A 26,958-nucleotide genomic window follows, 5' to 3' on the forward strand; every position below is an offset into this window, starting at 1 on the left:
TGATATAACTATAATAACAACTAAATGTGTATTAGGTATGTAGCATTTATGAAAGAACTATGAACGTACTATTAACATTTTTAGTTTTTATAAAATTCTTCTGTATTCATAGTAAGAAAAAGCTTGAAAAACTTAAATTAACATTGTATAATAAAGAAAATATATAACTAAAAAAAGATTGCAAAGAAGCATAGGTGCTATACCTATGCTTTTTTTTACGTTTAACTTAATTATTTAATGTTAAATACAACGTAATGTTACTAATGCTCGTAAAATAATCGTATAATTGGAGGTATCGGAATGGATAAGATTGATAAAAAAATAATTGGTTTACTTCAAGAAAATGCTAGATACTCGCTCAAACAATTGGCAGAAAAAGTGTTTTTATCGTCACCTGCAGTAGCAGCAAGAATCGAACGTCTAGAAAAAGAGAACATTATAACCGGATATCATGCAAGTATTAATCCAATTAAATTAGGATATCATATTACAGCATTCATTAATCTTGAAATGTCACCAACAAAAAAGGATACGTTTTATCCATTCGTACAACAATGCCCGAACGTTATAGAATGTAATTGTGTAACAGGAAGTTATTCAATGTTAATTAAAGTATGTTTTCCAAGTACAATGGAACTTGATTCCTTCATTGGTCATCTACAAAAGTTTGGAACAACAAAAACCCAGATCGTGTTCTCAACATCAGTTCCACATAGAGGAATCTCCATAACTGCAGAGGATGTTGAAGCCGGCGTAAGTAATTTATAATTGTATAGAAAGTTACATAATTTAAAATAAATAATGGAACCAAATAGTAATCCCTCTCGTCTAATTCATAGAGATATATAAATGAGTTAACAGGAGGGATTTTTATGAAGAGTAAGTTTAAAGTAGTAATGGTACTAGTACTTGTTTGTGTTTTCTTTACGGCCTGTGCAAGTAAAAAAGATATGAACATTCATCAAGAGATGGATAAGAGCGATGTGGCGATGGACGAAGGATATACAGCCACAGAGGAAATGAAAGAAACATCTGGTGTTACGACAGATACGGCTACTTCGAATTCAAGTGCGGAGGGGGAAGTACCGAATGCGACTCGTGTCGATACAAATCGGAAGATTATTCGTAATGTGTCACTTGATTTAGAGACACAAGATTTTGACAAAGTAGTAAATTCTATAGAATCTGAGATTACTACTCTAGGTGGATACGCAGAGAACATCAATATGAGTGATTTACTAAGTAGTACGAATCGGTATTGTAATATCACAGCAAGGATACCAGCGGATAAGCTAGATTCCTTTGTCAATAAAGTTAGTAAGACAGGGAATGTGGTATCTAAGAATATGTCTGCAGAAGATGTCACAGTGAATTATGTAGATATGCAAAGTCATGTAAAAGTACTTAAGGTGGAACAAAAGCGTTTAATTGAATTAATTGAAAAGGCAGTTGATTTGGATTCTATCATATTATTAGAGAACCGCTTAACAGAGATTCGATATGAGTTAGAATCTTATGAATCACAATTAAGGACATATGATAACCTCATTGAATACAGTACCGTTACGATATCAATTCAGGAAGTAATTCGTTATACACCACAAGTAGATAATGAATCTACTTGGGAAAAAATGAAAGCAGGTTTTAAAGATACCGTTTATGATATTAAGGATGGTTTCACAGGATTCATAATTTGGTTTGTTTCTAATATTCCTTATATCGCATTTTGGTCAGTTGTAATAGTTGTTGTTGTCATAGTTATTAATAAAAAGAGAAAAAAACAAATTACGAATAATCCAGAAAATAAAGCTTAAATAAATAAACTAATTGGAAAATCATTCATGTTGCTAGACTGTTCCATTCATGTTATAAATATAAAGATGTAAAAGGACGAATTTTAAATTGAGCGACTAAATAGTTAAAATTATATAAGAATGGAAAGGAATAAAGGAATGGAAGTATTAGAAGCAGCAAACTATGGACTTTTATCCATACTCCCTCCTCTTATTGCAATTGTCTTAGCTTTGATTACCAAAGAGGTTATTATGTCATTATTGACAGGAATTTTGGTTGGATCACTTATCTATACCAATGGAAATGTAATTGAGATGGTAGTTACTTCGTTTGAAGTTATGGGCGAGAAGATGGGTGAGAATGTCTACATCTTAATCTTCTTAGCCCTACTTGGAGCATTGGTAGCGATTGTTACTAGGGGAGGCGGATCAGCAGCATACGGAGAAATGGCAGCAAGTAAGATTAAGACAAGAAGAGGAGCAACATTAGCAACATCGGCTCTTGGAGGTCTTATCTTTATTGATGATTATTTTAACTGTCTTACTGTAGGAACTGTTATGAAACCGCTAACCGATAAACATAGAATTAGTAGAGCTAAGCTCGCGTACCTAATAGATGCAACAGCAGCACCAATATGTATCATAGCTCCTGTTTCAAGTTGGGGGGCATCTGTAGCAACGTATATTCAGGATGCGGGTGCAGGTAATGGTATGACGACATTTATTAAGATTATTCCATATAACTTATATGCAATCTTAACAATTGTTATGGTTATAATTGTATGTTTATCAAAAGTAAACTTTGGACCAATGGCTCGATATGAAAAGAATGCCATAGAGCGTGGAGACTTGTTCTCTGGAAACGAGATAATTGTTACGGAAGATAAGACAGAGAAGAAAAAGGGTAAAGTAATTGATCTTGTAATTCCAATTGTTTCATTAATGGTATTTACCGTATTAGCTATGGCTTATACTGGTGGTGGCTTAACGGGGGAAAATAGTTTCTTTGCATCCTTTGGCGAAAGTAATTCCTCACTTTCTTTAGTAATAGGTAGTTTTGGTGCATTAGTACTTACATTTATTCAATATTCTATTCGTAGAATTCTTTCTTTCCGCCAATTTGTGGATGAGATTTCAGAAGGGATTAAGTCAATGGTTCCAGCTTTCACAATCTTAATCCTTGCTTGGACAATTAGTGGAATCTGTAGTACAGATTATCTTAATACGGGAGGATATGTAGGAAATCTTGTGAAAGACGCAAGCTTCCCAATATTTATCTTGCCAGTTATGGTATTCGTAATTGCTGGATTCTTAGGATTTGCAACGGGAACTTCATGGGGAACCATGGCTTTGTTGATTCCAATTGGAGTAGCAATCTGTTCGTCAGAGACAACAAGAGCTTTGTTATATCCAGTACTTGGATCAATCTTAGCAGGGGCAGTATATGGTGATCACATATCTCCGATTTCTGATACAACAATCTTATCTTCCACAGGAGCAGGATGTAACCATATGGACCACGTATCTACACAGTTGGTTTATGCAAGCGTTGTTGCAGCTTGTTGCATATGTGGATATCTGTTAATGGGAGTAATGAAGAGCGCAGTGGTACCGTTTATAATATCATTAGGTCTATTGATTGTAGCGATAATTGTATTAAACAAAGCAGCTACCAAGAAGGATCCGATTGATTATTCTAATGTGAATAACTAGTGTATTTTATTATACTATGATAGCGTGTATTTGTAATATATAGAGCAAGAAAAACAATCCAGAGAAGATAAATGGCTATGACGTACCGTTCATATTCGTAATAGCCACAACTTCCCTGGATTGTTTTTCTTATTCTTATAATTAAAAGTCCGTTTACAACTAAGCTAACATCATACGATCGTTTGCAAATTCACCACCACTTGCTTGTTCGAATTTTTGAAGAAGGTCAGAGACTTGTAAGTTCTTCTTTTCCTCTCCGCTTATATCAAAGATAATATTACCATCATGCATCATGATCAGTCGATTGCCGATGTGGATGGCGTCTTTCATATTATGCGTAACCATAAGTGCAGTTAAATTATTAGATTCTACGATAGTCTCGGTTAAATCAAGTACTTTTTTTGCTGTTTTAGGATCAAGTGCAGCGGTATGTTCATCTAATAATAATAGTTTTGGTTTTACTAATGTTGCCATTAATAATGTAAGTGCTTGACGTTGACCACCTGACAATAGACCAACCTTAGAAGAAAGGCGATTTTCAAGTCCTAGATCAAGTGTCTTCAAAACTTCTACATATTGTTGTTTCTCATCTGAACTGATGCCCCATCTTAAACCACGTTTTTTACCACGGCGATAGGCAAGCGCAAGATTTTCCTGTATCTCCATATTGGCAGCAGTACCTTTCATAGGATCTTGAAAAACACGACCTAATAGTTTGGCACGAACATGTTCAGGTTGTTTGGTAATATCTATTCCATCTAATTTGAGGGAGCCACTATCTACCGGATGAACACCGGCAATCATATTAAGTAAGGTGGATTTACCAGCACCATTTCCTCCAATTATGGTAACGAAATCACCAGGATTCAGATGAAGATTCACACCTTTTAATACTTGCTTTTCATTAATGGTATCTGCATTGAATGTTTTGTGTAGATTTTCTATATATAACATAACTACCTCCAGTTTTGAGCTTGTTTTTTTATTGTTGGAACTGCGAGTGCAATTGCAACAATAATAGCAGTAAATAATTTTTGATCATTATTATTTAATCCTAGTTGAAGGACAAGGGCAATAATTACACGGTAGATGACAGAACCAACAATAACAGATATAAGTTTACTTTTGAAAGAAGTACAACGTCCAAAGAATACCTCACCGATTACGATAGAAGCTAATCCAATAACAATAGCACCCTGTCCCATGATAACATCTCCATAACCTTGACTCTGTGCTACTAATCCACCAGATAAAGCAATTAGACCGTTACTAATCATAAGACCAAGAATCTTCATGCGATCTGTATTCTGTCCAAGAGCACGAATCATATCTTCGTTGGTACCAGTTGCACGAAGGGCACTACCAGCTTCTGTACCGAAGAACCAATATAATACAAAACAAAGTAAAACACCGAAGATAATACCGATTCCAATAACAATTAGAGAATTAAGTGTAGAGTATTTGATATGATCCATAACAGAGTCGGGAATTACTTTCTTGATCATGGTAACGATGGTATCCGACTTAAGCAAAGACTGATTTGGCTGTCCCAATATTCTTAAGTTGATAGAATAGAGTGATATCATACTCAAAATACCAGCTAGAATTACAGGGATTTTAAGTTTCGTATGTAAGAAACCAGTTACCATACCAGCCGCCATACCAGCTAATACAGACAGTAGTAAACTCAAAATTGGGTTCCAACCGGATACTATTAGGGTGACACTTAAACAACCACCTAATGCAAAACTTCCATCGCAAGTCATATCTGCGACATTAAGAATCTTAAATGTAATATAAATACCAAGTGCTAGTACTGCCCATAAAAGGCCTTGCCCAGAAGCACTTAAAATTGCAAAAAATATATTCATAATAACCTCCCGTAATCTTTTGTTTGTTTCAAACCTGTAAAACTAATAAAACTTGTACCATTGACATTGCGAATAGCTATACCACGTTTGTATAGATAAGAAAAAAGAGAAAAAGAGAAAAAGAGAATATCCCCCATAATGAATTATAAGATGGGGGCTATTCTAGTATGAAGCACATATATAGTTAATAATAGAGTTATTTATTCATCTTGGCTTTTAAATCATCAGGTATTGTAATTCCTAATTGAGCTGCAACATCTTCATTAATAGTTAAATCCATTTTTTCAAGGTATTCAATCGGCATATCAGCAGGTTTGGATTCACCAGTAAGAATCTTAACAGCCATAGCAGCAGTTTGTTTTCCTAAGTTGTAATAGTTAATTCCATATGTAGCAAGACCACCGTTCATAACCATTCCGGACTCTCCACAGATGATAGGCATATTGTTTGAGTTGGCAACCATAGCTACGGTTGACATACCAGAAGCAATTGTATTATCCGTTGGAGCATAGATTGCATCTACTTTACCTACTAAAGACTGCACAACTTGTTCGATATCATTTGTATTCGATACGGTAGCATCTACAGTTTCTAAACCAACGTTTGTAGCAGCTTCGCTAGCAAGATCTGCTTGGAATTTGGAATTGGGTTCACTTGAGCAGTAAAGAATCGCTATCTTCTTAGCAGTAGGTACTAATTGAAGCAACAAATCCATCTGTTCTTTAACAGGATTTAAGTCAGAGGTTCCCGTTATGTTTCCGCCAGGAGCTTCGTTGCTGGCAACAATACCGGAATCTGCTGGATCAGTAACTGCTGTAACTACGATTGGAATATCCTGTGTAAGGTTAGCTAGAGACTGAGCGGCTGGTGTTGCAATTGCTAGAATAAGATCTGGGTTATCATTTACTAACTTGGCAGCGATTGTATTATTGTTTGAAGCTTCCCCTTGTGCGTTCTGGAAATCAATTTCAATATTATCGCCTTCTTTATATCCAGCCTCTGCTAGGCCATCAATAAATCCCTTGTAAGCAGAGTCAAGTGCATCATGTGTTGTAGTTTGGCTTACACCAATCTTATATGTTTTGCCGGAACCTTTTGAGCCACAACCAGTTAATGCTGTTATAGATAAAGCAAGAATACATAGCGTGGATATTACTCTTTTCGTTTTTTTCATACTATCCGTTTCCCTTTCATACCGTATTATTAGTTTTTGGGTTTAAAGCTTTAAAACTTTCATTTGATAAAGTGAATTATACGCTATTTTTAAAAGATAGTCAATTAATATTACGTTGTAGAACTAGGTCAAAGACTCGATTTAAACCGTAAGAAAATCAGTTTTAATTCGTTTTTAATGTGAAAATCATGGAATTAATGATACAATAGAAGTAATTAACAAAGCGAATATTTAATTAGGAGGTAAATTGTTTTGGCAAAGATATTAATTGTTGAGGATGAGAATAAGATTGCAAGATTTGTTGAATTAGAATTAAAATACGAAGGATACGAAGTTGAGATAGCGGGAGATGGAAGACAAGGATTTGAAAAAGCAATGCATGAAGATATTGATTTAGTCATTCTTGATATTATGCTACCGGGGTTAAGCGGAATTGAAGTTTGTAGGAGAGTAAGACAAGAAGGAAAACAAGTTCCGATTATTATGTTAACGGCTAAAGATGATGTTACAGATAAGGTTGCTGGTCTTGATATGGGTGCGGATGATTATATGACCAAACCATTTGCTATTGAAGAGTTACTTGCGAGAATTCGTGTAGCTTTAAATCGTCATTCGAATGTCGGCACTAAAACAGAGATTCTGCAATATGGCAAGCTTGTAATTAACCTATCTAGTCATACTGTTACATATGATAAAGAAGAGATTACATTGACAAAGAAAGAGTTCCAATTACTTGAATACCTTCTAAAGAATAAGAATATAGCTATGACAAGAGAGCAGTTATTGAATAACGTATGGGACTATGAGTATCTAGGGGATACGAATGTGGTAGATGTATATGTTAGATACCTACGTCAAAAGATAGATGATAAATATGGAATCCATCTGATTAGTACGGTACGTGGTGTGGGGTATATAATTAAGGATGAGAAGTAAGATAGTTGAATGGATAAGAAAATTACTGATTCGTACGGTTCTACCATTACGAAAGAGGATGGGACTATTCTTTAGCCAGTTCTATTTCTCAATCGCATTCCGTATATCGCTAAATTATCTTAGATTATTAATCATTAATAGTGTTGTCTTTTGCTTTCTATTCGTTGGAGTATATCTAGGAATATCAGCATTTGATAATAATACCTTAGAAAAACAGATGATACTTAAGTTAGAAAACGAAGAGATTAGTATTGCAGATCTTGAAGACAGAAATCCATACTATTCGGAAGGGTTGTCACTAAGGATTACGAATGAAGCAACAAAAGAAGTTGTTTTTAATGATACCTTGTATAACATTGAAAAGAGAAATAGTATTTTTAATAGGGTCTTCTATGGGGATATAGATGGAAAGAAAATATTAGTTGTGAAGGATAAGCAAAAGGTTAAGATTGGTGATAGTAACTACACGTTATATTTTCAATTTGATTTATCAAGTGAACGACTTTTATTGAGTCGTTTGGTACCATTTGTTATATTACTGCTTGCAATATTTACAGGGAGCGTAATTGTATATGGTAAAAAGGGTGATGAGAAATTATTCTTGCCATTAAAGGATATGTCTAGGTTAGCAAATCGCCTTACCGTTAATAACTTGCAAAGTGAAAGAATTAATCTTGCAGGAACAAAGAACGAACTAAAGGACCTTGCAGTGACTATTAATCAGATGCTAGACCGTATTGAATTATCGTATGAAAGTCAAAAGCAATTTGTCTCCGATGCTTCTCACGAGCTTCGAACACCAATAGCTGTTATTCAAGGATATGTAAATATGTTAGATCGATGGGGCAAATCGGATACGGAAGTATTAGAAGAATCCATAGAAGCAATTAAGAATGAATCTAAGGCAATGCAAGAGTTGGTTGAGAAACTATTATTCCTATCAAGGCATGACAAAAAGACACTTAGATTAGAGAAGCATGTGTTTAATATGCGTGTACTTGTGGAAGATATGTTGAAGGAAACAAAGATGGTAACCACCAACCGTATCGTTGAAACGAAGGCGCTAGAAGACGTTATGGTCTATGGAGATAAGCAGGCACTTAAGCAAGCTATCAGGGTTTTCGTTGATAATGCTGTCAAGTATACTAGTGACGGAGATTCTATCTACATATCTTGTGAAAACAAAGAGGGAGATTGTGTGATATCGGTTGAGGATACAGGGATTGGTATGACAAAGAGGGATATTGATAATATATTCGAAAGATTCTATCGTTCTGACCATGTACGTGATAGAAAGATTAGTGGTCATGGATTAGGATTATCCATAGCGAAGTTAATTATAATGAAACATACGGGGAATATTCGCGTCCGTTCCCAATATACAAAGGGATCTAGCTTTATTGTGACTATTCCAAAACGTAGATAGGGTAGAAAGCATATGGAATCGTATAAGACAATGATTGCATAATAAATAAAAATCATGTATAATGTTATTGTTAAGGAAAATGTATAGTATTTTAAAAAAATAAAAAGTATAGGATGAGAGTATGCTACATATCAAGAATTTAGATGAAGGACTAAATGTTTTTAAAGCACTAGGATCTGATGTACGTATTAATATAGTTAAGAAGCTTTTAGAGAACAAGGAAATGAATATGAATGAATTGGCTTCTAGTTTGAAAATTACGAATGGAGCCTTAACTAGTCATGTTAAAAAGTTAGAAGATAGCGGAATCGTACAAGTTTATTCAGAATACACAGGTCATGGAAACCAGAAGATTTGCCGAGTAAATGTAGATAAAATTTTAGTTGAGATTATGGCGGAAGAGCAAGCAGATTCAAAGAATATCTATGATACAGATGTTAAAGTAGGTTTGTATTCCGACTATTCTATCTATCCTACTTGTGGTATATCAACTGGCGAGCAATTGATCGGAGAAGTTGATGATCCTAGATATTTTGCACATTCAGATAGAGTGAATGCACAGATTATATGGTTTTCTAAAGGATATGTAGAATATCAGATTCCAAACTTATTACCAGCAGCTCAAAAGATTGATCAGATTACACTTTCTGCAGAATTAAGTTCAGAAGCACCAGGAATTAATAATGATTGGCCTTCTGATATTAGTTTTTACCTAAATGATGTTTGTATAGGAACATGGACCAGCCCAGGAGATTTTGGTGAGGTTAAGGGAATCTTTACACCAGACTGGTGGTTTCCAAACTGGAATCAATATGGCCTGCTTAAGTTGTTAGTTATTAATAAAAAAGGAACTTTTATTGATGGATTGCAGATTTCTAATGTTACAATAGAAGATTTCAAACTGGATTATAAAAGCTCAATTAAATTCAAATTCTCGGTTAATGACGATGCTACAAACGTTGGCGGTTTAACGATTTTTGGTAAAGAGTTTGGTAACTATTCACAAGATATTAAAGTACGAATTAATTATAGTCCAATCTAAACGTAGTAAGTGTTCGAGGGGCTAGTTAATCAGATATATTTAGTTTTATTTTCGTAAATAGGTATTACTTTAGAGACAACTTTCAATTTGAAAGTTGTCTCTTTTTTTGGCGGTGTGCTAGGAATGGTATTTCCGTTGTATTGCACATATATCAGGGATACTTGGAGAAAATAGTTTAGAAAAGAATATATAAATATAATAACATCTAAAATATTATGGTTAATTTGTACAAAATAGCTTTACAAATGAAATTTAAGTAGATATAATAGCATTATATTTTAGATATAGCTAAAATAATTTAGTTATATGAAAGAGGAAGCAGAATGAAAAAACATTTTTATCAAAGAAGAGTAACAATGTTTTGTTGTTGTATAGCGCTGTTATTTATCAATGGTTGCAATAAGGATCATGGGAATGTACTGGAGGAGAAGAGGATGGAAGATAATAAATACGGTTTATTAATTAATGGAGAAAAACAAGGAATTGATATTAGTAAGACCTTGTATGGGCTCTTCTTTGAAGATATTAATTTTGCAGCAGATGGTGGTTTATATGCAGAAAAGGTAATTAATCGATCCTTTGAATTTGAGAAATCTCTTGCGGAGGGAGGACAACTTCATGGGTATGAGGTAGTTAATAATGCAGAACTAAGAATATGTAGTGAAGATGTACTGAATGACAATAATCCAAACTATCTGGAGTTAAAGACAGAATCAGTGAATAGTGGAGTACGTAATAAGGGATTTCTTGAAGGAATGTCTTTTGTAAAAGGAGAGGAATACCGATTTAGCGTATATGTAAAAAGCGATTCTTATAAAGGAAAAATTCAGATTAATCTAGAAGATCGTAAACATAATTACATTGGAAGTGGGTACATAGAGGGCGTAGAAGGTTCATGGTCAAAGAGGGAGATATTAATTAAAGCAGAAGAGACGGTAGAGAAAGGAAGTCTATCAATAGTTATTGAAGAAGCAGGAACGATTGATATGGATATGATTTCACTTTTCCCAGTCAATACTTATAAGAACCGCGAGAATGGACTTAGAGCGGACATGGTAAAGCTATTAGAGGAATTACAACCTTCCTTTATCCGTTTCCCTGGAGGATGTATTGTAGAAGGAAATCCACTGGATAATGCGTATTGCTGGAAGGATACCGTTGGAGATGTAGCGCAGAGGAAACAAAATGAAAACTTGTGGATTGGAACGAAAGATTACCCTTATTATCAAACCTATGGAATTGGATTTTACGAGTATTTCTTACTTTGCGAAGATCTGGAGGCTAAGGCGGTCCCTATCGTAAACTGTGGAATGTCTTGTCAAGCAAGAGCAGCTGGACAGACGAATACATTAGCAGCATTAAGTGAACTAGATCATTACATACAAGATGCATTAGACTTGGTTGAGTTTTGCAGAGGAGATGCATCAACAACATGGGGAAGTGTGCGAATTGGCATGGGACATATACAACCATTTGAGATTGAATACTTAGGAATTGGAAATGAGCAGTGGGGAGAAGAATATTTTAAAAGATACGAGAAATTTGTTCAAGTATTCAGAGAGAAGTACCCAGATATTAAATTGATAACCTCCTCAGGTCCATTATCAAGTGGTGATTTATTCGATTATGCGTGGTCAGAGATAGATAGTCATAATGAAGATGCTATCAATTATGCGGATTTAGTAGATGAACACTATTATAATGAGCCAGAATGGTTTTTGAAAAACACAACAAGATATGATGATTATGATAGAAAAGGAACGGAAGTGTTCTTAGGGGAATATGCAGCCAAATCAAATTCATTAAAAGCAGCAATATCCGAGGCAGCATATATGACAGCCCTTGAGAGGAATAGTGATGTTGTTAAGATGGCGGCATATGCACCTTTGTTTGGAAACACCCTTTCGTCACAATGGAAGCCAGATATGATTTGGTTTAATAATAGCAAAGTATTTGGTTCTGTTAATTACTATGTACAGAAGATGTTTGCTAATAATATAGGAGATTATCTGTTAGAGAGTTCATTAATGGATGTCAAAGGAGAAGGTGCTACTGGAAAGATTGGAGTAGGTACCTGGAAAACAGCAGCTGTGTTTGATGATATGAAAGTAACTGATAATGAGACTGGTAAAGTATTGTATGAGAATGATTTCTCTACAGAAGCTTCAAACTTCGAAGGTAGTAGCCAAGGATTCTACGAAATAATAGATGATGAAGATGGTAATATGGTCTATGCACAGACGAATGCCTCTTATCCAACAAACGATGCCATTATGGGAAGTGCCTCTTACGTTGGAGATACGAATTGGAGTAATTATACCTATACAGTTAGGGCAAAGAAATTATCTGGAAGTGAAGGGTTCTTAATACCATTTGCAGTGAAAGATCAGAAGAACTTCTATCACTGGAATATCGGTGGCTGGAACAATACAAGGAGTGTAGTAGAGGAAGCGCTTGGAGGAACCAAGAATATCGTATCTGACATACGAAATGTTACGATACAAACAGATCGTTGGTATGAGATTAAGGTAGTAGTGAATCAAGACACAGTTACTTGTTATCTAGATGATACAAAAATGCATGTAATCAAAGTACCAGAAGTATTTCCTGTATATCAAACCGTTAGTAAAGAAGAGAAAACAGGAGATATTATTGTGAAGTTGGTTAACACCAAAGAGGAAGAAAGTAAAATTACCATAAGATTAGAAAACTGCAATCTTACAGAAGATGCAACGGTGGAGGTACTTGCTAATGAGAAACCTGAAGCAGAGAATTCACTTAGAGATCCTGAGAATGTAATACCAATAATAAGGAAAATAAAAATAACTGAAAATTATGAATATGTGGCACCAGCAAATTCTGTATCAATATTCAGAATAGAGACGATTAATTAATGGATTAAGATAACATTAATCTAAGCTGGTGACAAAGAGACAATATACTGACTAGCGGATGGGAAGAAAGAGAGGGCTTGCACATGGAGAAAGATAAAAAGTTATGGACAAAATATAATAAACCGTTGATAGAACAGAGAGCTGATCCTTACGTTTATAAGCATACAGATGGATATTATTATTTTACCGGTTCGGTACCTCAGTATGATCGAATCATACTGAGACGATCTAACACTATTTCGGGGTTAGCTGAGGCGGAGGAGATTACAATCTGGAAGAAGCATGAATCGGGAGAGATGAGTGCACATATATGGGCACCGGAGATTCACTATATATTTGGTAAATGGTACATATACTTTGCAGCTGGCGAGAAGGAAGATGTCTGGAAGATTAGACCTTATGTACTGGAATGCGAAGGGCAAGACCCGACTCAGGCTGCATGGGTAGAGAAGGGGAAAATGCAATGTGCAGCTGAGGATGAGTATTCCTTTCGAGCGTTTTCATTAGATGCAACAGTATTCGAGAATAAGGGAGAATATTATTACGTCTGGGCAGAGAAAGTCAGTGTAGGAAAACAAATATCCAATCTATATATCGCAAAGATGGAATCAGGAATAAAACTTAGTACCATTCAGGTATTACTAACAACGCCAGATTACGATTGGGAGAGAGTTGACTTCTGGGTAAATGAGGGACCTGGGGTACTGAAAAGAGATGGGAAACTATTCTTAACCTTCTCAGCAAGTGGAACAGGGGCTTGCTATTGTGTAGGTCTACTGTATGCAGATGAAGATTCTGATCTACTAGATCCGCTGTCGTGGACAAAATTAAGAAATCCTGTCCTTGTAACGGATGAGAAGAAGAGGGTGTTTGGACCTGGACATAACTGCTTTACTAAGTCGGAAGACAATCAAAAGGATTTAATGATTTATCATGCAAGACCATATGAAGAGATACAAGGGGACCCATTAAGCGACCCGAATCGTCATGCTATGATTCTTGAGGTCAAATGGGGTAAATCTGGTTTCCCTATATTTGAGATAGAGGAACAAAAGGGTGAGGAATATGAGAAATAGGATATGGAAACTAGTTGTATGTTTGTCCTTAGTAGTAACTTTAACCGGCTGTAAGCAGAGTATGGGAACAGAACAAGTAAAAGACGACCTTATTGAACAAAGTAAGGTAGAAAAAAAAGAAACGAATGGAAGCAATACTGAAAATAATGTAGAAAAGACAGAAGAGGAGGAGACCTATATGAACAGTAAGTTGAATGCCCAGAAAGAAGTCGATTATAGCTTTCAGGATGTAAGTGTTCATGATCCTTCTGTTATAGAAGTTGATGGAACGTATTATGTATTCGGTTCCCATCTAGCGGGGGCAAAATCAGAAGACTTAATAAATTGGGAGTTATTATCTTCTGGTGTGAATAAAACCAACACTATCATACCTGATGCTCCAGATGAACTAGAGGAAGCATTGACATGGGGACAGACTGATACCTTATGGGCGCCAGATGTTATACAGTTGGCGGATGGTAGGTTCTATATGTATTACTGCGCATGTAGAGGTGATGCGCCGATATCAGCACTTGGAATTGCTGTTGCGGATCAAGTGGAAGGTCCTTACGAAGACCTAGGAATTATATTAAAGTCTGGTATGGAAGCCGATACGCCTAGTGAGAATGGGGATACCTACGATTCTACAATTCATCCTAATGCGGTAGATCCATGTGTATTCTTTGATAAAGAAAATCGATTATGGATGGTGTATGGATCTTACTCTGGTGGAATCTATATTCTAGAACTTAATCCAGAAACGGGATTCCCTCTAGAAAAGGGATATGGGAAAAAACTACTTGGTGAAAATCATCTACGAATAGAAGGTCCATACATTATGTATAGCAAAGAGACAGATTATTACTACATGTTTCTTTCTTATGGGGGATTAGATGCAACAGGAGGATATAACATTCGTGTAAGCCGTTCCAAGAATCCAGATGGACCATATTATGATGCAGCTGGAAACGATATGACTCTTTGTAAAGGGCCTGCAGGAAGTTTCTTCGATGATACGGCAGCAGCGCAGTATGGAACAAAAATCTTAGGAAATATACATTTTAACTATATAGAAGGGGAGACAGGCAAGCTAAGAAACGGCTATGTGTCTCCTGGGCATAATTCAGCTATCTATGATGAAAAGACAAATCGCTATTTTTTAATCTTTCACACTAGATTTGAGAATAGAGGCGAAGGTCATCAAGTACGAGTACACCAGATGTATCTGAATGAAGATGGCTGGTTTGTAGTATCACCTTATCGGTATATAGGGGAGAGTATTGGAAGCTATACGAAGGAAGATGTTGTTGGTCCATACAAGTATATTAATCAGATGCAAGACATCTCATCAATCATGAAAAAATCCACTGAAATCTGGTTAAATGCAGATTATACCATATCTGGCCGTGTGACTGGAACCTGGGAGTTAAAGAAGGATAATCAAATAGAGATTACGATTAAAGGGGAATCTTATAAAGGCATAGTAACAAAACAGTGGGACGAATATGGAAAAAAGAACGTGATGGTATTTACAGCATTATCAGAAAAAGGGATTTCCATATTAGGCAGTGGTATTTATGCGTTACCGGAAAATAGCAAATAGAGATATTTTACAAAAAAATAAACTATTATATTATATAATGAATAATAAGTGAATATAGTGGGTTCTTACTATAGAAACTTTGGATTTTTATAAAAAATAGTGGTTAAAATGCATAAAAAAGCGAGTATTGCATTGACTAAACTATACATTGTATGGTAAAATTAAATTAGTTTAGAAAATACTAAATAAATAGTTTAGGATGATTACAGGAACGGAGGAAGGTATTATGCGCAAGAGCATTAAAAGGCTAACTGCAATAGTATTAAGTGGTTCTGTCCTAATGAATAGTGTGTTTGGGTTTGCGCTAACAGTGAAAGCGGTGGATTCAAAAAGTACGAGTGAACAGACAAGTACGACTGCCGTATATACGAGTGAATTGTTAGCTGAAAAATATACTTATGTAAGCGCGGAATACACTGCAAATCCATATGAGGGAGAGCAGATTGAGATTCCAATAAATCAAGCTTTTGAGACTGGCACAGGTACTATAATTGATGCTACCGATATGGAAGCGTCATACCAATATAAGAATCCAGTGATAAAGATGGAACTTGACCAAACAGGAACATTATCATTTGATGTAGAGAAAACAGCTGTATATTATATAAGTTTTGACTACCTATCTTATGACAATTCTATTCTACCCATTGAGATGACCATGAAAGTAAATGGTGAGTATCCATTTTATGAGGCAAGAAGATTAACATTCGAAAGTCAGTGGACCAATGGAGAAGAGAAACTGTACGACCGTTATGGAAATCAGGTGGTATCTGTTCCGGATAAAGTAATGGAGTGGAATAACAAATACATTATGGATGCCAGCTATCGTCATTCCATGCCGTTAGGAATTCAATTACAAGCAGGTAAGAATACCATTGAAATTGGTATATCAGAAGGTAATGTATTACTTGGCAATATGTATCTGAATAAAGAGGTAGGTATCAGTGAATATACAGAGCCAAAAGAAGCAGAGGGGGATGCAATATACACACTTCAAGGTGAATATCCTACCTATAGAAATGATTCCTCTGTAAGAGCTCTATGCGAATATGATGTTGACGTAAAACCTTACAATGTCAAGAATAAAGAGTTAAATACATTAGATGGTCAGTCTTTTAAAGAAGCAGGCCAGACCGTTACATATGAACAGAATATTGAAAAAGCGGGCTATTACTATATAGCACTTAATTACAAGCAAAGTGACAAGAGTGATTTCCCTGTTTTTGTGGATGTCAAGGTAGATGGGTTAATAAACAATACAAAGTTCAAAAATTATCCTCTGTCCTATGGAAAGAGTTACCGTGTGACAACCTTACAAGATGATAATTCAAATTATCTTAGTGTGTATCTAGATGAAGGTGTACATACGATCTCCTTCACAATTAGTATTGATCCTATTAGGCATGTTATAGAAGCGGTAGAAGCAATCATGTCAGAGATCAATAATCTATCCCTAGAGATTACTAAGGTTGCTGGAACGAACAAGGATAAATACAGAGACCTCAACATGGAATCCTATATTCCGGGAGTGGGACAGAAATTATATGATTATGCAGATGAACTTGAGGCTCTTGCGGATAGTGTAAAATGCTATAACGAGAAAGTTGATCAAATTGGTTCCTTCTCTTCTATTTACGTAGCATCTACACAATTAAGAAGTTTAGCAAAAGAACCTAATAAATTACCATATCGTATAGCAGAACTATCAACAAGTGTTAGTTCGGTAACAAGGTTTCTAGCAAATCTATTAGATGCGCTTAATAAAAATCAGTTATACATAGACCGTATTTATCTATATCAAGAGGAAGCAAAATTACCCAAAAAAACAGGGTTTTTCAAATCCATGCAGATGAATGCGAATAGATTCTTTACTTCGTTCACGGATCAAGCATATTCTGTGGATAACACGGACGATTCTCACCTTCAAGTGTGGGTAAATCGCTCCAGACAATATCTTGAGATCATGCAAAAGATGATTGACGAAGAATTCACCAAAGAAACAGGGATTCAAGTTGATTTGTCCCTTATGCCAGATCAAAACAAGCTTGTGCTTGCCAATGCTTCAGGGGATGCACCAGATATCGCTACAGGTATTAACTATGCAATTCCTTTTGAGCTTGGTATAAGAGGTGCGATTAAGGATCTAACAGAGTTTGATGATTTCACAGAGATTGCCTCAAGATATACAGAAGGATTATTAGTACCATCCACTATTAATGAAGGAATCTATTCACTTCCTGAAACAAGAAACTTCTGGGTAATGTATTACCGTAAAGATATCCTTGATAAATTAGGACTTGAGGTTCCAGAGACTATGGAGGAGGTAAAGAATATGTTGCCAGAATTACAGATGAGAGGGTTGAATTTCTATTACCCAACAGCTGGTATGGTGGCGATGAAAACCTTCCATGGAACGACACCGTTGTTGTTCCAGAATGGAGCTTCCTTATATAGTGAATATGCAGGAGATACAACTATTAATAGTGAAGAGGCTGTAAAAGGTTTTACGGAACTTACGGAACTGTTTACAATCTATAATCTTCCTAAGGATGTTCCTAGTTTCTATCAACACTTTAGAAACGGTGATTTACCAATTGGTATCGCTGATTATTCCGTATATAACTTATTAATTAATGCTGCACCTGAGATTGCTAATTCATGGGGAATCGCATTGGTTCCTGGTGTAGAAGATGAGGATGGGGACGTACTACATTATAGTTCTGGCGGTGCAGAAAGTACGGTAATGTTTCAGTCTGATGAAGAAAGAGAAGGGCAAGCCTGGGAGTTTATGAAATGGTGGTCATCTGCTAAAGTCCAAGCGGAATTTGGGCAGACATTACAAATCACCTATGGTGATGAGTACATCTGGAATACAGCCAATACAGAAGCATTCACTAGTCTGGCAATTCGTTCTGAGGATAAGAAAGTAATTATAGATCAGGATAAATGGATTATGGAGGCCCCTAGAATTCTTGGAACATATATGTTAGAGCGTGAATTAAGTAATGCCTATAACTCGATAGTTGTAGATGGTAAGAATCTAAGAATTACACTGGATAATGCAGTAAAACGAATTGACCGAGAGACTGAGAGAAAATTAGAAGAGTTTGGATATATGAAGGATGGAAAAATGATTAAGAATTACGAAGTCCCAACCATTGAGACTGTGAGAGAAATCCTGAACAAGACCGAATAAGATGGGAGGTATTAAAGTGAGAGCAAGCACGACTCATAAGAGAACGAAAATAGGAAAGCGTGAGACTTCAAACAGATCGGCATATGCTTTTCTTGCTCCATACTTAGTTTTATTTGCAACATTTATTATTGTTCCAATGGTAATTGCGATGGCATTATCTTTCACGAACTTTAATACGATTCAATTCCCTAGTTTTGTAGGATTTCTGAATTATGTTAATCTTCTTACACGAGATGAGATTTTCATGCAATATGTATTACCAAAAACCGTGTTATATGCGCTAATTGTTGGACCAGGTGGATATATCTTATCCTTCATACTAGCATGGGCATTAGCACAGTTGTCGAAGACACCAAGAACGATATTGGCATTAATCTTCTATTCACCAAGTATGACTTCTGGTGTTGCCATGACTGTATTATGGAAGATTATATTCAGTGGTGACCAGACAGGATATCTAAACAGTTGGTTGATGCGCCTTGGTATTATTAATGAGCCAATTATCTGGCTTCTTGATGTTAGATATCTACTACCAATTGTTATTATCGTAGCCTTATGGAGTAGTATGGGAGTTGGTTTCTTAGCAATGTTAGCTGGTATCTTGAATGCAGATGAGTCTTTATATGAGGCAGCAGCATTAGATGGAGTGAAGAACCGTTTTCAAGAGATGTGGTATATAACAATACCAACTATGAAACCACAGATGTTATTCGGAGCAGTTATGGCGATCGTTGGAACATTCCAGAATGGTTTAATTGGTGTTCAATTATCTGGTGCCAATCCGACTCCAAATTACGCAGCACAATTAATCGTTAACCATATTGAAGATTACGGATTCATTCGTTATGAGATGGGGTATGCAGCAGCAGTTTCTGTAGTTTTACTAGGAATTGTTTGGACCTTCTCTAAAATCTCCAAGAAATTATTCCAAGAAAAAGACTAGAGAGGAGGAAACAAAATGGCTGGTTATAAAGGAAGTAATATTAATCCTAAGAAATTTGAGAAGAAACAGATTAAAATTATTCTTGCAGTTCTACCTTTGGCGCTGTTTATGCTTCTTCCTATTGTATTCATATTCTGCCATGCATTTAAACCGATGGATGAACTTTTCGCTTTCCCGCCAAAGTTCTTCGTAACAAGACCAACACTTGATAACTTTACTAAGTTGTTTAAGGCATCTGCCATGTCTGGTATCCCAATGAGCAGATATGTATTCAACAGTTTTGTAGTAACAGTAATTGTTGTACTTGGTTCCATACTGTTATCAACAGCTTCAGGATTTGCCTTATCAAAGCTTAAATTCAAATTAAAGAACACAATATTAGAAATTAATAATATGGCATTAATGTTCGTACCAGTTGCAGTTATGATTCCTAGATACTTAACAATTAATGTTCTAGGACTTACGGATACTTATCTTGCGCATATTCTACCGCTTCTTGCAATGCCGGTTAGTTTATTTCTTGTAAAACAATTTATTGATCAAGTACCAGATGCACTAATTGAAGCAGCTTACATAGATGGAGCCAGTGACTTAAGAGTTTATTTTAAAATTATAATACCAATGATTAAACCTGCCATTGCAACTTCTGCTATACTCGCCTTCCAACAAGTATGGGTTAACGTGGAAAGTTCAAACTTATACGTTAGCAATGAAGGGGTTAAGACATTAGCCTTCTATATGAATACATTGGCAGCAACCAATAATACAGTTGCAGGCCAAGGTGTTGCAGCAGCGGCGGCATTGATTATGTTTGTGCCAAACTTAGTACTGTTTATCATATTACAAAACAGTATTATGAACACAATGGCTCATTCAGGTATGAAGTAGAGGGGGATAAGCAAGTGAGTAAGAATAGATTAAGAAGTGCGTTGGTTTTATTAACCGCAACAATTGCATTACTAACACCTGTATTATCAGAAGCATCTACTCCATATAAAACCTATACCATTGATGGATATGGATATGTGTCAGAGACACAAAGTGCTTATTCACCGGATTCATCAATTACTAAGATAGGAGAGAATTCATTCTCATCGCCTTCTGACATGGTTATAACAGAGGATGGGTATATATATGTTGCTGACACAGGAAACAAGAGAATTCTAATTTCTGATTTAGAAGGAAACTATGTAAGCACCGTAGGAGAGGGAGATTTGGTTGCCCCTACGGGGATATATGTAACAAAAGATAAGACACTATATGTTGCTGACAAAGATGGTGGAAAAGTAGTTGTTTACAATAGCTCTGGTGTCAAGGTTAATGAATATGGAAAACCAGACCACCCTCTCTACGGGGATAAGGTGGAGTTCAAACCACAGAAGATTGTTGTTAACAACAGCGGCAATATGTATATCATCTGTGAAGGAAATACCAATGGTATCGTTCAAATATCTCCGACAGAAGGAGGAACTTTCATCGGATATTTTGGTACCAACTATACTTCGGTATCCTTATTACAAGTTTTCCAACGAATGATATTCACAGATGAACAGAAGGCAAAGATGTTAAGTAATCTTCCGTCAACGCCAACCAACCTATCAATTGACAGTCAAGGGCTAATCTATACAGTAACGCAAGGTGAGAATATAAGCACACTTAAGAAGTTAAATATCGCTGGTAATAATCTAATTGAGCCAGATGCTTATGATGATTTACCAGCAGCAGTTACCACAGGTAACTTTGATAATATATTCGTAGCTTCCCAAGAAGGATATGTATATGAATATAGTAGCGAAGGTGACATGCTCTTTGTATTCGGTGGACGTGATGATGGGAGAGGAAGAATTGGTTTATGTGGCAAGGTTAATGCCATTGCCATTGATCCTAACAATAGAATCTATCTACTAGATGGAGAAAAACAGCAGATTCATATCTTCAAACCAACAGAATTCACGAACCTACTTCATGATGCACTTTATCTATATGGAAAAGGTAGGTATACGGAAAGTAAAGAACCTCTTACGAAAGTACTTGAGATGAACAGTCTCTTTGATTATGCCAATATGGCAATGGGAAGGGCTTTCTACCAAGAAGAGAATTATAGTCAAGCGCTGCATTATGCAAGACTTGCAAAAGACTGGAGTGGATACTCAGATGCATTCTGGGAGATACGAAATCAGTGGATACGTGAGAACCTGATTTCAGCGATTCTATGTATTATAGTAATTAGTTTGATAGTAGTGTTCCTTAAGAAAAAGAAAGATTCGATTGGTGCATTAGTGAGCATAAGAAAGAAACTTTCAAGGTTTAGGCAAAGGACGTTAATAAGCCAGTTGCGGTATTCTCTATATTATATGAAGCACCCTGTTGACGGTTGCTATGGGGTGAAAAGAGAAGGAAAAGCCTCTTATCTAAGTGCCAATATTATTCTTGCATTCGTAATTGTACTAAGCATATTAGGCAAATATGGTTGTGGTTTTTTACTTAAGAATGTTAGAGATGGACAGTATGATTTAGTTGGTGATATTGGCAAGATATTAATTGCATTTATTGTGCTCATTATCTGTAATTATTTGATGTGTACCATTCATGATGGTGAGAGTACATTCAAGCAGCTATATTGTGGATACGCATTTGCATTAACACCATATCTAATCTTTAAACCGATTGGAATTATTATTAGTAATATCATAACATACAGTGAAGTTTTCCTTGTCCAATTTACCTATTACTTTATGTTTGCATGGATTGTGGTACTACTGTTTATCACCCTTAAAGAGATGAATAATTATTCCTTCAAGGAAAGTATCAAGTGTATTCTACTGACGGCATTTACCGTATTAATCGTAGCGTTAGTGGTATTTATCTTATACATCTTGTTTGCACAAGTTGTTGAGTTTATAACGAAAATATCTGGAGAGGTGGCGTATCGATTATGATTAAATTAAGAAATTGTATTGTAACAATATCATTATTGCTATTAGTAGCGTTGCTTCCTGGGTTTAGTAACTCATTAAGTGTTAAAGCACAAGAGTATATCATTACTGAAGATCATGCAGCTACCATTAAGGAGCACAAATTAATTGCCGAGAATGACGAATATCAGCTATATCTGTATGAGGACACACTTTCTATTATAGTTCGGGATAAGAAAACAGGTGCGATTATGGAATCCACAGTTTCTGAAGATGATGGAAAGAGTAATGCATCATGGAAGAATTTCATGCAGTCGGGAATTGTATTAGAAGTAATTGATAATGTATCTACGCAGCTTACAAGAGCTAGTTTACTAGATGGAGCAAAAGTAGATGTGCAGTTAACAGACAATGGATTTACAGCGGATGTCTCCTATGAGAAATATGGATTTACTTATCAGGTTAAAGTAGCATTATTAGATAACGGATTTTCAGTAGAGATCCCAGATGAATCCATTACCGAGACGAACGATCAGTATAAGATCGGTAACATATATGTATATCCATTCATGGGCAATACATATTTAGGTGACAGAGATGGCTATATGTTAATTCCAGATGGAAATGGTGCCATAATTAATCTAGAAGATAATGGTGGAAAATATACTTCTGGGTTTTCCCAAAGAGTATATGGAGAAAATGTGGGATTTAATGAGTCTCATGTATTATCCCTATTCTGGGGGGAATTCCAAACCGTAAATGATGCAGAGATGATCATGGCACCCGTGTTTGGAATGGTACATACTGATTCTAAGATGGCATATATAGGTATCATCGAAGAAGGAGAGTACGATGCTAGTATTGAAGCATATCCAAACGGAGCATACACCAATTATAACTGGATAACTACAAAATTCCGTCTACGCCAAGTGTATGTGCAGCCAACCAGTAAATCGGGAGGTTCTGTTCCGAAAGTAGAGGAAGATCGTACGCATAGTAATATCAAAGTACGATTTGCTTTCACAAGAGAAGAAGATGCCGATTATTCAGGTTTGGCCAAAAGTTATCGTAATTATCTGTTAGAGAAACAAGCGCTTATAAAACAAGAAGATGATTTTAAGATCCGTCTTGATTTTCTTGGAAGTGATATTAAGAAGTGGTTTATCTTCAACGTATCTGTTCCAATGACAACAACAAAACAAGTAAAAAGCATACTAGAGGACCTACAAAAAGAGAATGTAACGGACATCCTAGCAATCTATAAAGGTTGGCAAAAGGGCGGAATAAATACGTTACCAATCACCAAGTATAAAGCGGATTGGAAATTAGGTGGTACAAAGAAACTTACCAATCTTATAAAGGATACAAAAGAGATGGGAATTGACTTCTACCTCTACCAAGATGCTCTCCGTGCTAATCCAAGTACAAGTAATACAACTTACAATGTAGTGAAAAGAATAGATAAGCGTCTCTTTGAAGAAGAAACTTACAAAGATGTATTCGAGAAGATGGTGTATCTTACACCAAAAAGAACCGCTGAGAACTTAAAGAAACTCTTAAAGAATTATACTGAAAAAAGTGTGAACCATATAGCATTAGCTGGTGTAACGAATAAATTGTTTTCTTATACCTATAGTGGAAGTACATACAGCAGAGTGGATACGGCTAATGTGTATAATGAGCTGTTGAATACAATGAGTGAAAGTACAGATTTGATTCTAGATGAGCCATTTGCTTATCTATGGAAATATGCTGGTGCATTGTATAACATACCAGTTGGTTCTTCTGATTATATCTTCGCAGATGAAGATGTACCATTTTTATCGATTGTATTAAAAGGAATTATGCCGCTATATGGAGATTATACGAATTTTGAAGCAGACAAGAACGAGTATTTCCTAAAACTTGTTGAGACGGGAATTTCACCATCTTTCTACATAACCTATGAGGATACTTCAAAATTATTATATACCAATTCTTGCGACATCTATTCTGCAAAATATAGTGTATACAAGAATGAAATAATTGAGTATTATACAAAGCTAAAAGAAGTTAATTCCGCGGTGCAAGGAGCTTGTATTGAAAAACATGAAAAGCCACAGGAAAATGTAGCAGTGGTTACTTATGATAATGGTGTGAAGATCTATGTAAACTACAATAGTTATTCAGTTACTATCGATGGAGTTACAGTAGACGCCATGTCTTACAGGGTAGGTGAAGCAAATGAGTAGAGAAAAGACAGTAAAAAGAAAAACTGGTCATCTAAAGAAGAAAGAGGAGCACGTTGGATATCTGTTTGTGCTTCCTTGGATTATTGGCATGCTACTGTTTGTAATATACCCTTTGACACAATCCTTTCAGTACGCCTTCTATAAGATTAAGATGACACCTAAGGGAAGGGTATTAACCTGGGTAGGAATGAAAAACTATCTGGATATCTGGCAAAAGGATGTGAATTTTCCTACAGAACTAGCTGGATATGCATTGAATACATTATTAGCTGTACCTGTTATTGTAGTATTCGCATTGATTATTTCATTACTATTAAATAGTAAGATTCGTATGAAAGGGGTCTTTCGATTAATCTTTTTCCTACCAGTAATTATTGCTAGTGGGCCTGTAATGGCACAACTAGCAGATCAGGGGGCTGCAACGATTCCATCTATGAATACGGTAATGATCTATCAGGTTCTGAATGGATTCTTACCCGGGATGATAGCAGAGGCAATTACAAATCTATTCGATAATATGATAATGATTCTATGGTATTCAGGTGTGCAAATCCTACTATTCTTAGCAGCAATCCAAAAGATCGATAAATCCTTATATGAGGCAGCTAAGATCGATGGTAGCTCAACTTGGGAGGAGTTTTGGAAGATAACACTTCCAACGATAAAACCAATGGTACTATTAACTGCGGTATATACCGTTATCTTCTTATCCAACAATGAACAGAATGGACTGATTGTATTAATACAAAGTGCTATGTTCGATGTTAGTAGGGGCTACGGATATGCATCTGCTATGGCGTGGATGTATGCAATTATTGTAACCGTGATTGTAGCATTGGTAGCAGTGTTGCTAATCACCAAAAAGGATGCGTACGCTAAGAAAGAAAAAGCGTATAGAAGAGAGTTAAAGAAGGAAAAACGGACATTAGCTAAAGTACGTAGAAAGGGGGAAAGGTATGAACATAAGATGCAAAAAACCTCAAATTAGCAGGGACAAAGTAAAGAAATTCTTCTTGGGTTCCAAAGATAAACAAGGATTTGGAAAGATGACAATTATCTATGCTTTGTTAATCTGCATTGGATTTGTATATCTTTACCCATTACTCTACATGATTAGCAGAAGTTTTATGCCATTAGATGATTTGCTTGATACATCCGTGGACTGGATACCAAGTACCTTTTATATTAAAAATTACGTAAATGCAGCAAAATCAATGAACTTCTGGAAAACATTCGGACAATCGGTGATTATTGCAGGGTTACCTACTTTGCTAAATGTAGTTGTATGTTCCATTATTGGATATGGATTTGCCAGATATAATTTCAGAGGCAAGAAGATTATGCTTGGCATACTAATATTTTCCTTCATACTGCCAGCACAGGTTACTATGATGCCTAACTATGTATGGTATTCCGATTTGAAGATATTGAATTCTTTAAATGCTTTCATATTACCAGCGGCGCTTGGGCAGGGACTTAAGAGTCAGATCTTCATATTGATCTTCTATAATTTCTTCAGACAGGTTCCACAGGCTCTTATAGAAGCATCAAAGATTGATGGGGCTGGGCATTTTAAATCATTTGTAAAGATAGCACTACCGTCAGCAGCACCGGCTATACTTGTTGTGTTCTTGTTCTCTATCGTTTGGTACTGGAATGAGTCATATCTAACACAGTTATATGTATGTGGCGCTGTATCAAAGAGTGATTGGAGTACATTGGTTGTATCTTTGAAGAACTTTGCAGATTCCTATACGACGCAAGCAAGTGTAACTGGTAGTGGAATGGTTAGTTTGAATGAATCCATTAAGATGTCAGGAACCATGTTAAGTATATTACCATTACTTATTATGTATTTTGTACTTCAACGTCAATTCGTTGAAAGTCTAGACAGAACTGGTATTACTGGTGAATAATTTCTCTTGCACTTCTCTATGTATTGGGATGTTATGGAGTGTATGTTAATAAGGAATATTCATTAGAAATATAGAGCAAAAGCTCAAACAAGGTGTACATTGGCAATTGCGAAACTCTTTTCCATGTCGACAACATATCTGTGTTTTAAGACTGCCTACTACAATTTCTCTAAAATTGTGTTACTTACACATACAATAAAAAACATTGTATGTGACGGTAAACACAATTCGAGAAATTGTAACGGTAGAC

At 35.8% G+C, this 26,958-nt stretch carries 19 protein-coding genes; 16 read left to right on the plus strand and 3 right to left on the minus strand.

Going from position 1 to position 26,958, the window contains the following annotated elements:
* Positions 1-300: 300 nt before the first annotated feature.
* The 3 genes from BUB90_RS18155 to BUB90_RS18165 all read left to right on the plus strand — a co-directional run bounded on the left by BUB90_RS18155 (position 301) and on the right by BUB90_RS18165 (position 3,506).
* Positions 301-768 carry an Lrp/AsnC family transcriptional regulator gene (locus tag BUB90_RS18155; protein ID WP_073290011.1) on the plus strand — a complete coding sequence of 156 codons (468 nt, stop codon included), beginning with the start codon at positions 301-303 and terminating at the stop codon, positions 766-768.
* Positions 769-872: 104 nt separating this feature from the next.
* The gene (locus BUB90_RS18160) at positions 873-1,814 is read left to right on the plus strand and encodes a DUF4349 domain-containing protein (protein ID WP_073290013.1); all 942 of its coding nucleotides are present in this window, start codon (positions 873-875) and stop codon (positions 1,812-1,814) included.
* A 138-nt stretch (positions 1,815-1,952) separates the two neighbouring features.
* Positions 1,953-3,506, plus strand: a complete 1,554-nt coding sequence (locus BUB90_RS18165) for a Na+/H+ antiporter NhaC family protein (protein ID WP_073290015.1) — start codon at positions 1,953-1,955, stop codon at positions 3,504-3,506.
* 159 nt (positions 3,507-3,665) lie between these two features.
* Here the strand turns inward: BUB90_RS18165 and BUB90_RS18170 are convergent, their stop codons facing one another.
* The 3 genes from BUB90_RS18170 to BUB90_RS18180 form a co-directional block, all read right to left on the minus strand.
* The gene (locus BUB90_RS18170; RefSeq protein WP_073290017.1) at positions 3,666-4,460 is read right to left on the minus strand and encodes an ABC transporter ATP-binding protein; all 795 of its coding nucleotides are present in this window, start codon (positions 4,458-4,460) and stop codon (positions 3,666-3,668) included.
* Positions 4,461-4,462: 2 nt separating this feature from the next.
* The gene (locus tag BUB90_RS18175; protein ID WP_073290020.1) at positions 4,463-5,377 is read right to left on the minus strand and encodes an ABC transporter permease; all 915 of its coding nucleotides are present in this window, start codon (positions 5,375-5,377) and stop codon (positions 4,463-4,465) included.
* A 196-nt stretch (positions 5,378-5,573) separates the two neighbouring features.
* Positions 5,574-6,551 carry an ABC transporter substrate-binding protein gene (locus tag BUB90_RS18180; RefSeq protein WP_073290023.1) on the minus strand — a complete coding sequence of 326 codons (978 nt, stop codon included), beginning with the start codon at positions 6,549-6,551 and terminating at the stop codon, positions 5,574-5,576.
* Positions 6,552-6,803: 252 nt separating this feature from the next.
* Between BUB90_RS18180 and BUB90_RS18185 the strand changes: the two genes are divergently transcribed.
* The 13 genes from BUB90_RS18185 (at position 6,804) to BUB90_RS18245 (ending at position 26,708) form a co-directional block, all read left to right on the plus strand.
* Positions 6,804-7,487, plus strand: a complete 684-nt coding sequence (locus BUB90_RS18185; RefSeq protein ID WP_073290025.1) for a response regulator transcription factor — start codon at positions 6,804-6,806, stop codon at positions 7,485-7,487.
* Positions 7,477-8,913, plus strand: coding sequence for a sensor histidine kinase (locus BUB90_RS18190; protein WP_073290027.1), 1,437 nt, complete (start codon positions 7,477-7,479; stop codon positions 8,911-8,913). Before BUB90_RS18185 ends, BUB90_RS18190 begins: the two co-directional genes overlap by 11 nt.
* A 121-nt stretch (positions 8,914-9,034) precedes the next feature.
* A complete protein-coding gene (locus BUB90_RS18195) occupies positions 9,035-9,955 on the plus strand; it encodes an ArsR/SmtB family transcription factor (RefSeq protein WP_073290029.1) in 921 nt (306 codons plus the stop codon).
* A gap of 323 nt (positions 9,956-10,278) precedes the next feature.
* Positions 10,279-12,849 carry an alpha-L-arabinofuranosidase C-terminal domain-containing protein gene (locus BUB90_RS18200; protein WP_084139362.1) on the plus strand — a complete coding sequence of 857 codons (2,571 nt, stop codon included), beginning with the start codon at positions 10,279-10,281 and terminating at the stop codon, positions 12,847-12,849.
* Positions 12,850-12,932: 83 nt separating this feature from the next.
* Complete coding sequence (locus BUB90_RS18205; protein WP_073290031.1) at positions 12,933-13,925, plus strand: glycoside hydrolase family 43 protein; 993 nt, start codon at positions 12,933-12,935, stop codon at positions 13,923-13,925.
* Positions 13,915-15,507: a glycoside hydrolase family 43 protein gene (locus tag BUB90_RS18210; RefSeq protein ID WP_073290033.1), complete on the plus strand. Its 1,593-nt coding sequence runs from the start codon at positions 13,915-13,917 to the stop codon at positions 15,505-15,507. The genes BUB90_RS18205 and BUB90_RS18210 overlap by 11 nt, the downstream gene beginning before the upstream one ends.
* A gap of 226 nt (positions 15,508-15,733) precedes the next feature.
* Complete coding sequence (locus BUB90_RS18215) at positions 15,734-18,703, plus strand: extracellular solute-binding protein (protein WP_073290035.1); 2,970 nt, start codon at positions 15,734-15,736, stop codon at positions 18,701-18,703.
* A 16-nt stretch (positions 18,704-18,719) separates the two neighbouring features.
* On the plus strand, positions 18,720-19,646 hold the full coding sequence (locus tag BUB90_RS18220; protein WP_242952571.1) for a carbohydrate ABC transporter permease: 927 nt from the start codon (positions 18,720-18,722) through the stop codon (positions 19,644-19,646).
* 15 nt (positions 19,647-19,661) lie between these two features.
* Positions 19,662-20,534, plus strand: a complete 873-nt coding sequence (locus BUB90_RS18225) for a carbohydrate ABC transporter permease (RefSeq protein ID WP_073290038.1) — start codon at positions 19,662-19,664, stop codon at positions 20,532-20,534.
* 14 nt (positions 20,535-20,548) lie between these two features.
* Positions 20,549-22,585: a YIP1 family protein gene (locus tag BUB90_RS18230; protein WP_073290040.1), complete on the plus strand. Its 2,037-nt coding sequence runs from the start codon at positions 20,549-20,551 to the stop codon at positions 22,583-22,585.
* Positions 22,582-24,792 (plus strand): DUF5696 domain-containing protein, encoded by a 2,211-nt coding sequence (locus BUB90_RS18235; protein ID WP_073290042.1) that lies wholly within the window; start codon positions 22,582-22,584, stop codon positions 24,790-24,792. Before BUB90_RS18230 ends, BUB90_RS18235 begins: the two co-directional genes overlap by 4 nt.
* Positions 24,785-25,780: an ABC transporter permease subunit gene (locus tag BUB90_RS18240; protein WP_073290045.1), complete on the plus strand. Its 996-nt coding sequence runs from the start codon at positions 24,785-24,787 to the stop codon at positions 25,778-25,780. Before BUB90_RS18235 ends, BUB90_RS18240 begins: the two co-directional genes overlap by 8 nt.
* Entirely contained in the window at positions 25,749-26,708 is a 960-nt protein-coding gene (locus BUB90_RS18245) for a carbohydrate ABC transporter permease (protein WP_073290048.1), read from the plus strand. The genes BUB90_RS18240 and BUB90_RS18245 overlap by 32 nt, the downstream gene beginning before the upstream one ends.
* Positions 26,709-26,958: the final 250 nt, after the last annotated feature.

The organism is Anaerosporobacter mobilis DSM 15930 (assembly GCF_900142955.1).
In the GTDB taxonomy this organism is placed as follows: Bacteria; Bacillota; Clostridia; order Lachnospirales; family Lachnospiraceae; genus Anaerosporobacter; species Anaerosporobacter mobilis.

Excerpts from the sequence above, each read along its gene's own strand:
- BUB90_RS18155 (WP_073290011.1), top strand. The coding sequence starts at position 301 with ATGGATAAGATTGATAAAAAAATAATTGGTTTACTTCAAGAAAATGCT.
- BUB90_RS18160 (WP_073290013.1), top strand. The coding sequence starts at position 873 with ATGAAGAGTAAGTTTAAAGTAGTAATGGTACTAGTACTTGTTTGTGTT.
- BUB90_RS18165 (WP_073290015.1), top strand. The coding sequence starts at position 1,953 with ATGGAAGTATTAGAAGCAGCAAACTATGGACTTTTATCCATACTCCCT.
- BUB90_RS18170 (WP_073290017.1), bottom strand. The coding sequence starts at position 4,460 with ATGTTATATATAGAAAATCTACACAAAACATTCAATGCAGATACCATT.
- BUB90_RS18175 (WP_073290020.1), bottom strand. The coding sequence starts at position 5,377 with ATGAATATATTTTTTGCAATTTTAAGTGCTTCTGGGCAAGGCCTTTTA.
- BUB90_RS18180 (WP_073290023.1), bottom strand. The coding sequence starts at position 6,551 with ATGAAAAAAACGAAAAGAGTAATATCCACGCTATGTATTCTTGCTTTA.
- BUB90_RS18190 (WP_073290027.1), top strand. The coding sequence starts at position 7,477 with ATGAGAAGTAAGATAGTTGAATGGATAAGAAAATTACTGATTCGTACG.
- BUB90_RS18195 (WP_073290029.1), top strand. The coding sequence starts at position 9,035 with ATGCTACATATCAAGAATTTAGATGAAGGACTAAATGTTTTTAAAGCA.
- BUB90_RS18200 (WP_084139362.1), top strand. The coding sequence starts at position 10,279 with ATGAAAAAACATTTTTATCAAAGAAGAGTAACAATGTTTTGTTGTTGT.
- BUB90_RS18205 (WP_073290031.1), top strand. The coding sequence starts at position 12,933 with ATGGAGAAAGATAAAAAGTTATGGACAAAATATAATAAACCGTTGATA.
- BUB90_RS18210 (WP_073290033.1), top strand. The coding sequence starts at position 13,915 with ATGAGAAATAGGATATGGAAACTAGTTGTATGTTTGTCCTTAGTAGTA.
- BUB90_RS18215 (WP_073290035.1), top strand. The coding sequence starts at position 15,734 with ATGCGCAAGAGCATTAAAAGGCTAACTGCAATAGTATTAAGTGGTTCT.
- BUB90_RS18225 (WP_073290038.1), top strand. The coding sequence starts at position 19,662 with ATGGCTGGTTATAAAGGAAGTAATATTAATCCTAAGAAATTTGAGAAG.
- BUB90_RS18235 (WP_073290042.1), top strand. The coding sequence starts at position 22,582 with ATGATTAAATTAAGAAATTGTATTGTAACAATATCATTATTGCTATTA.
- BUB90_RS18240 (WP_073290045.1), top strand. The coding sequence starts at position 24,785 with ATGAGTAGAGAAAAGACAGTAAAAAGAAAAACTGGTCATCTAAAGAAG.
- BUB90_RS18245 (WP_073290048.1), top strand. The coding sequence starts at position 25,749 with ATGAACATAAGATGCAAAAAACCTCAAATTAGCAGGGACAAAGTAAAG.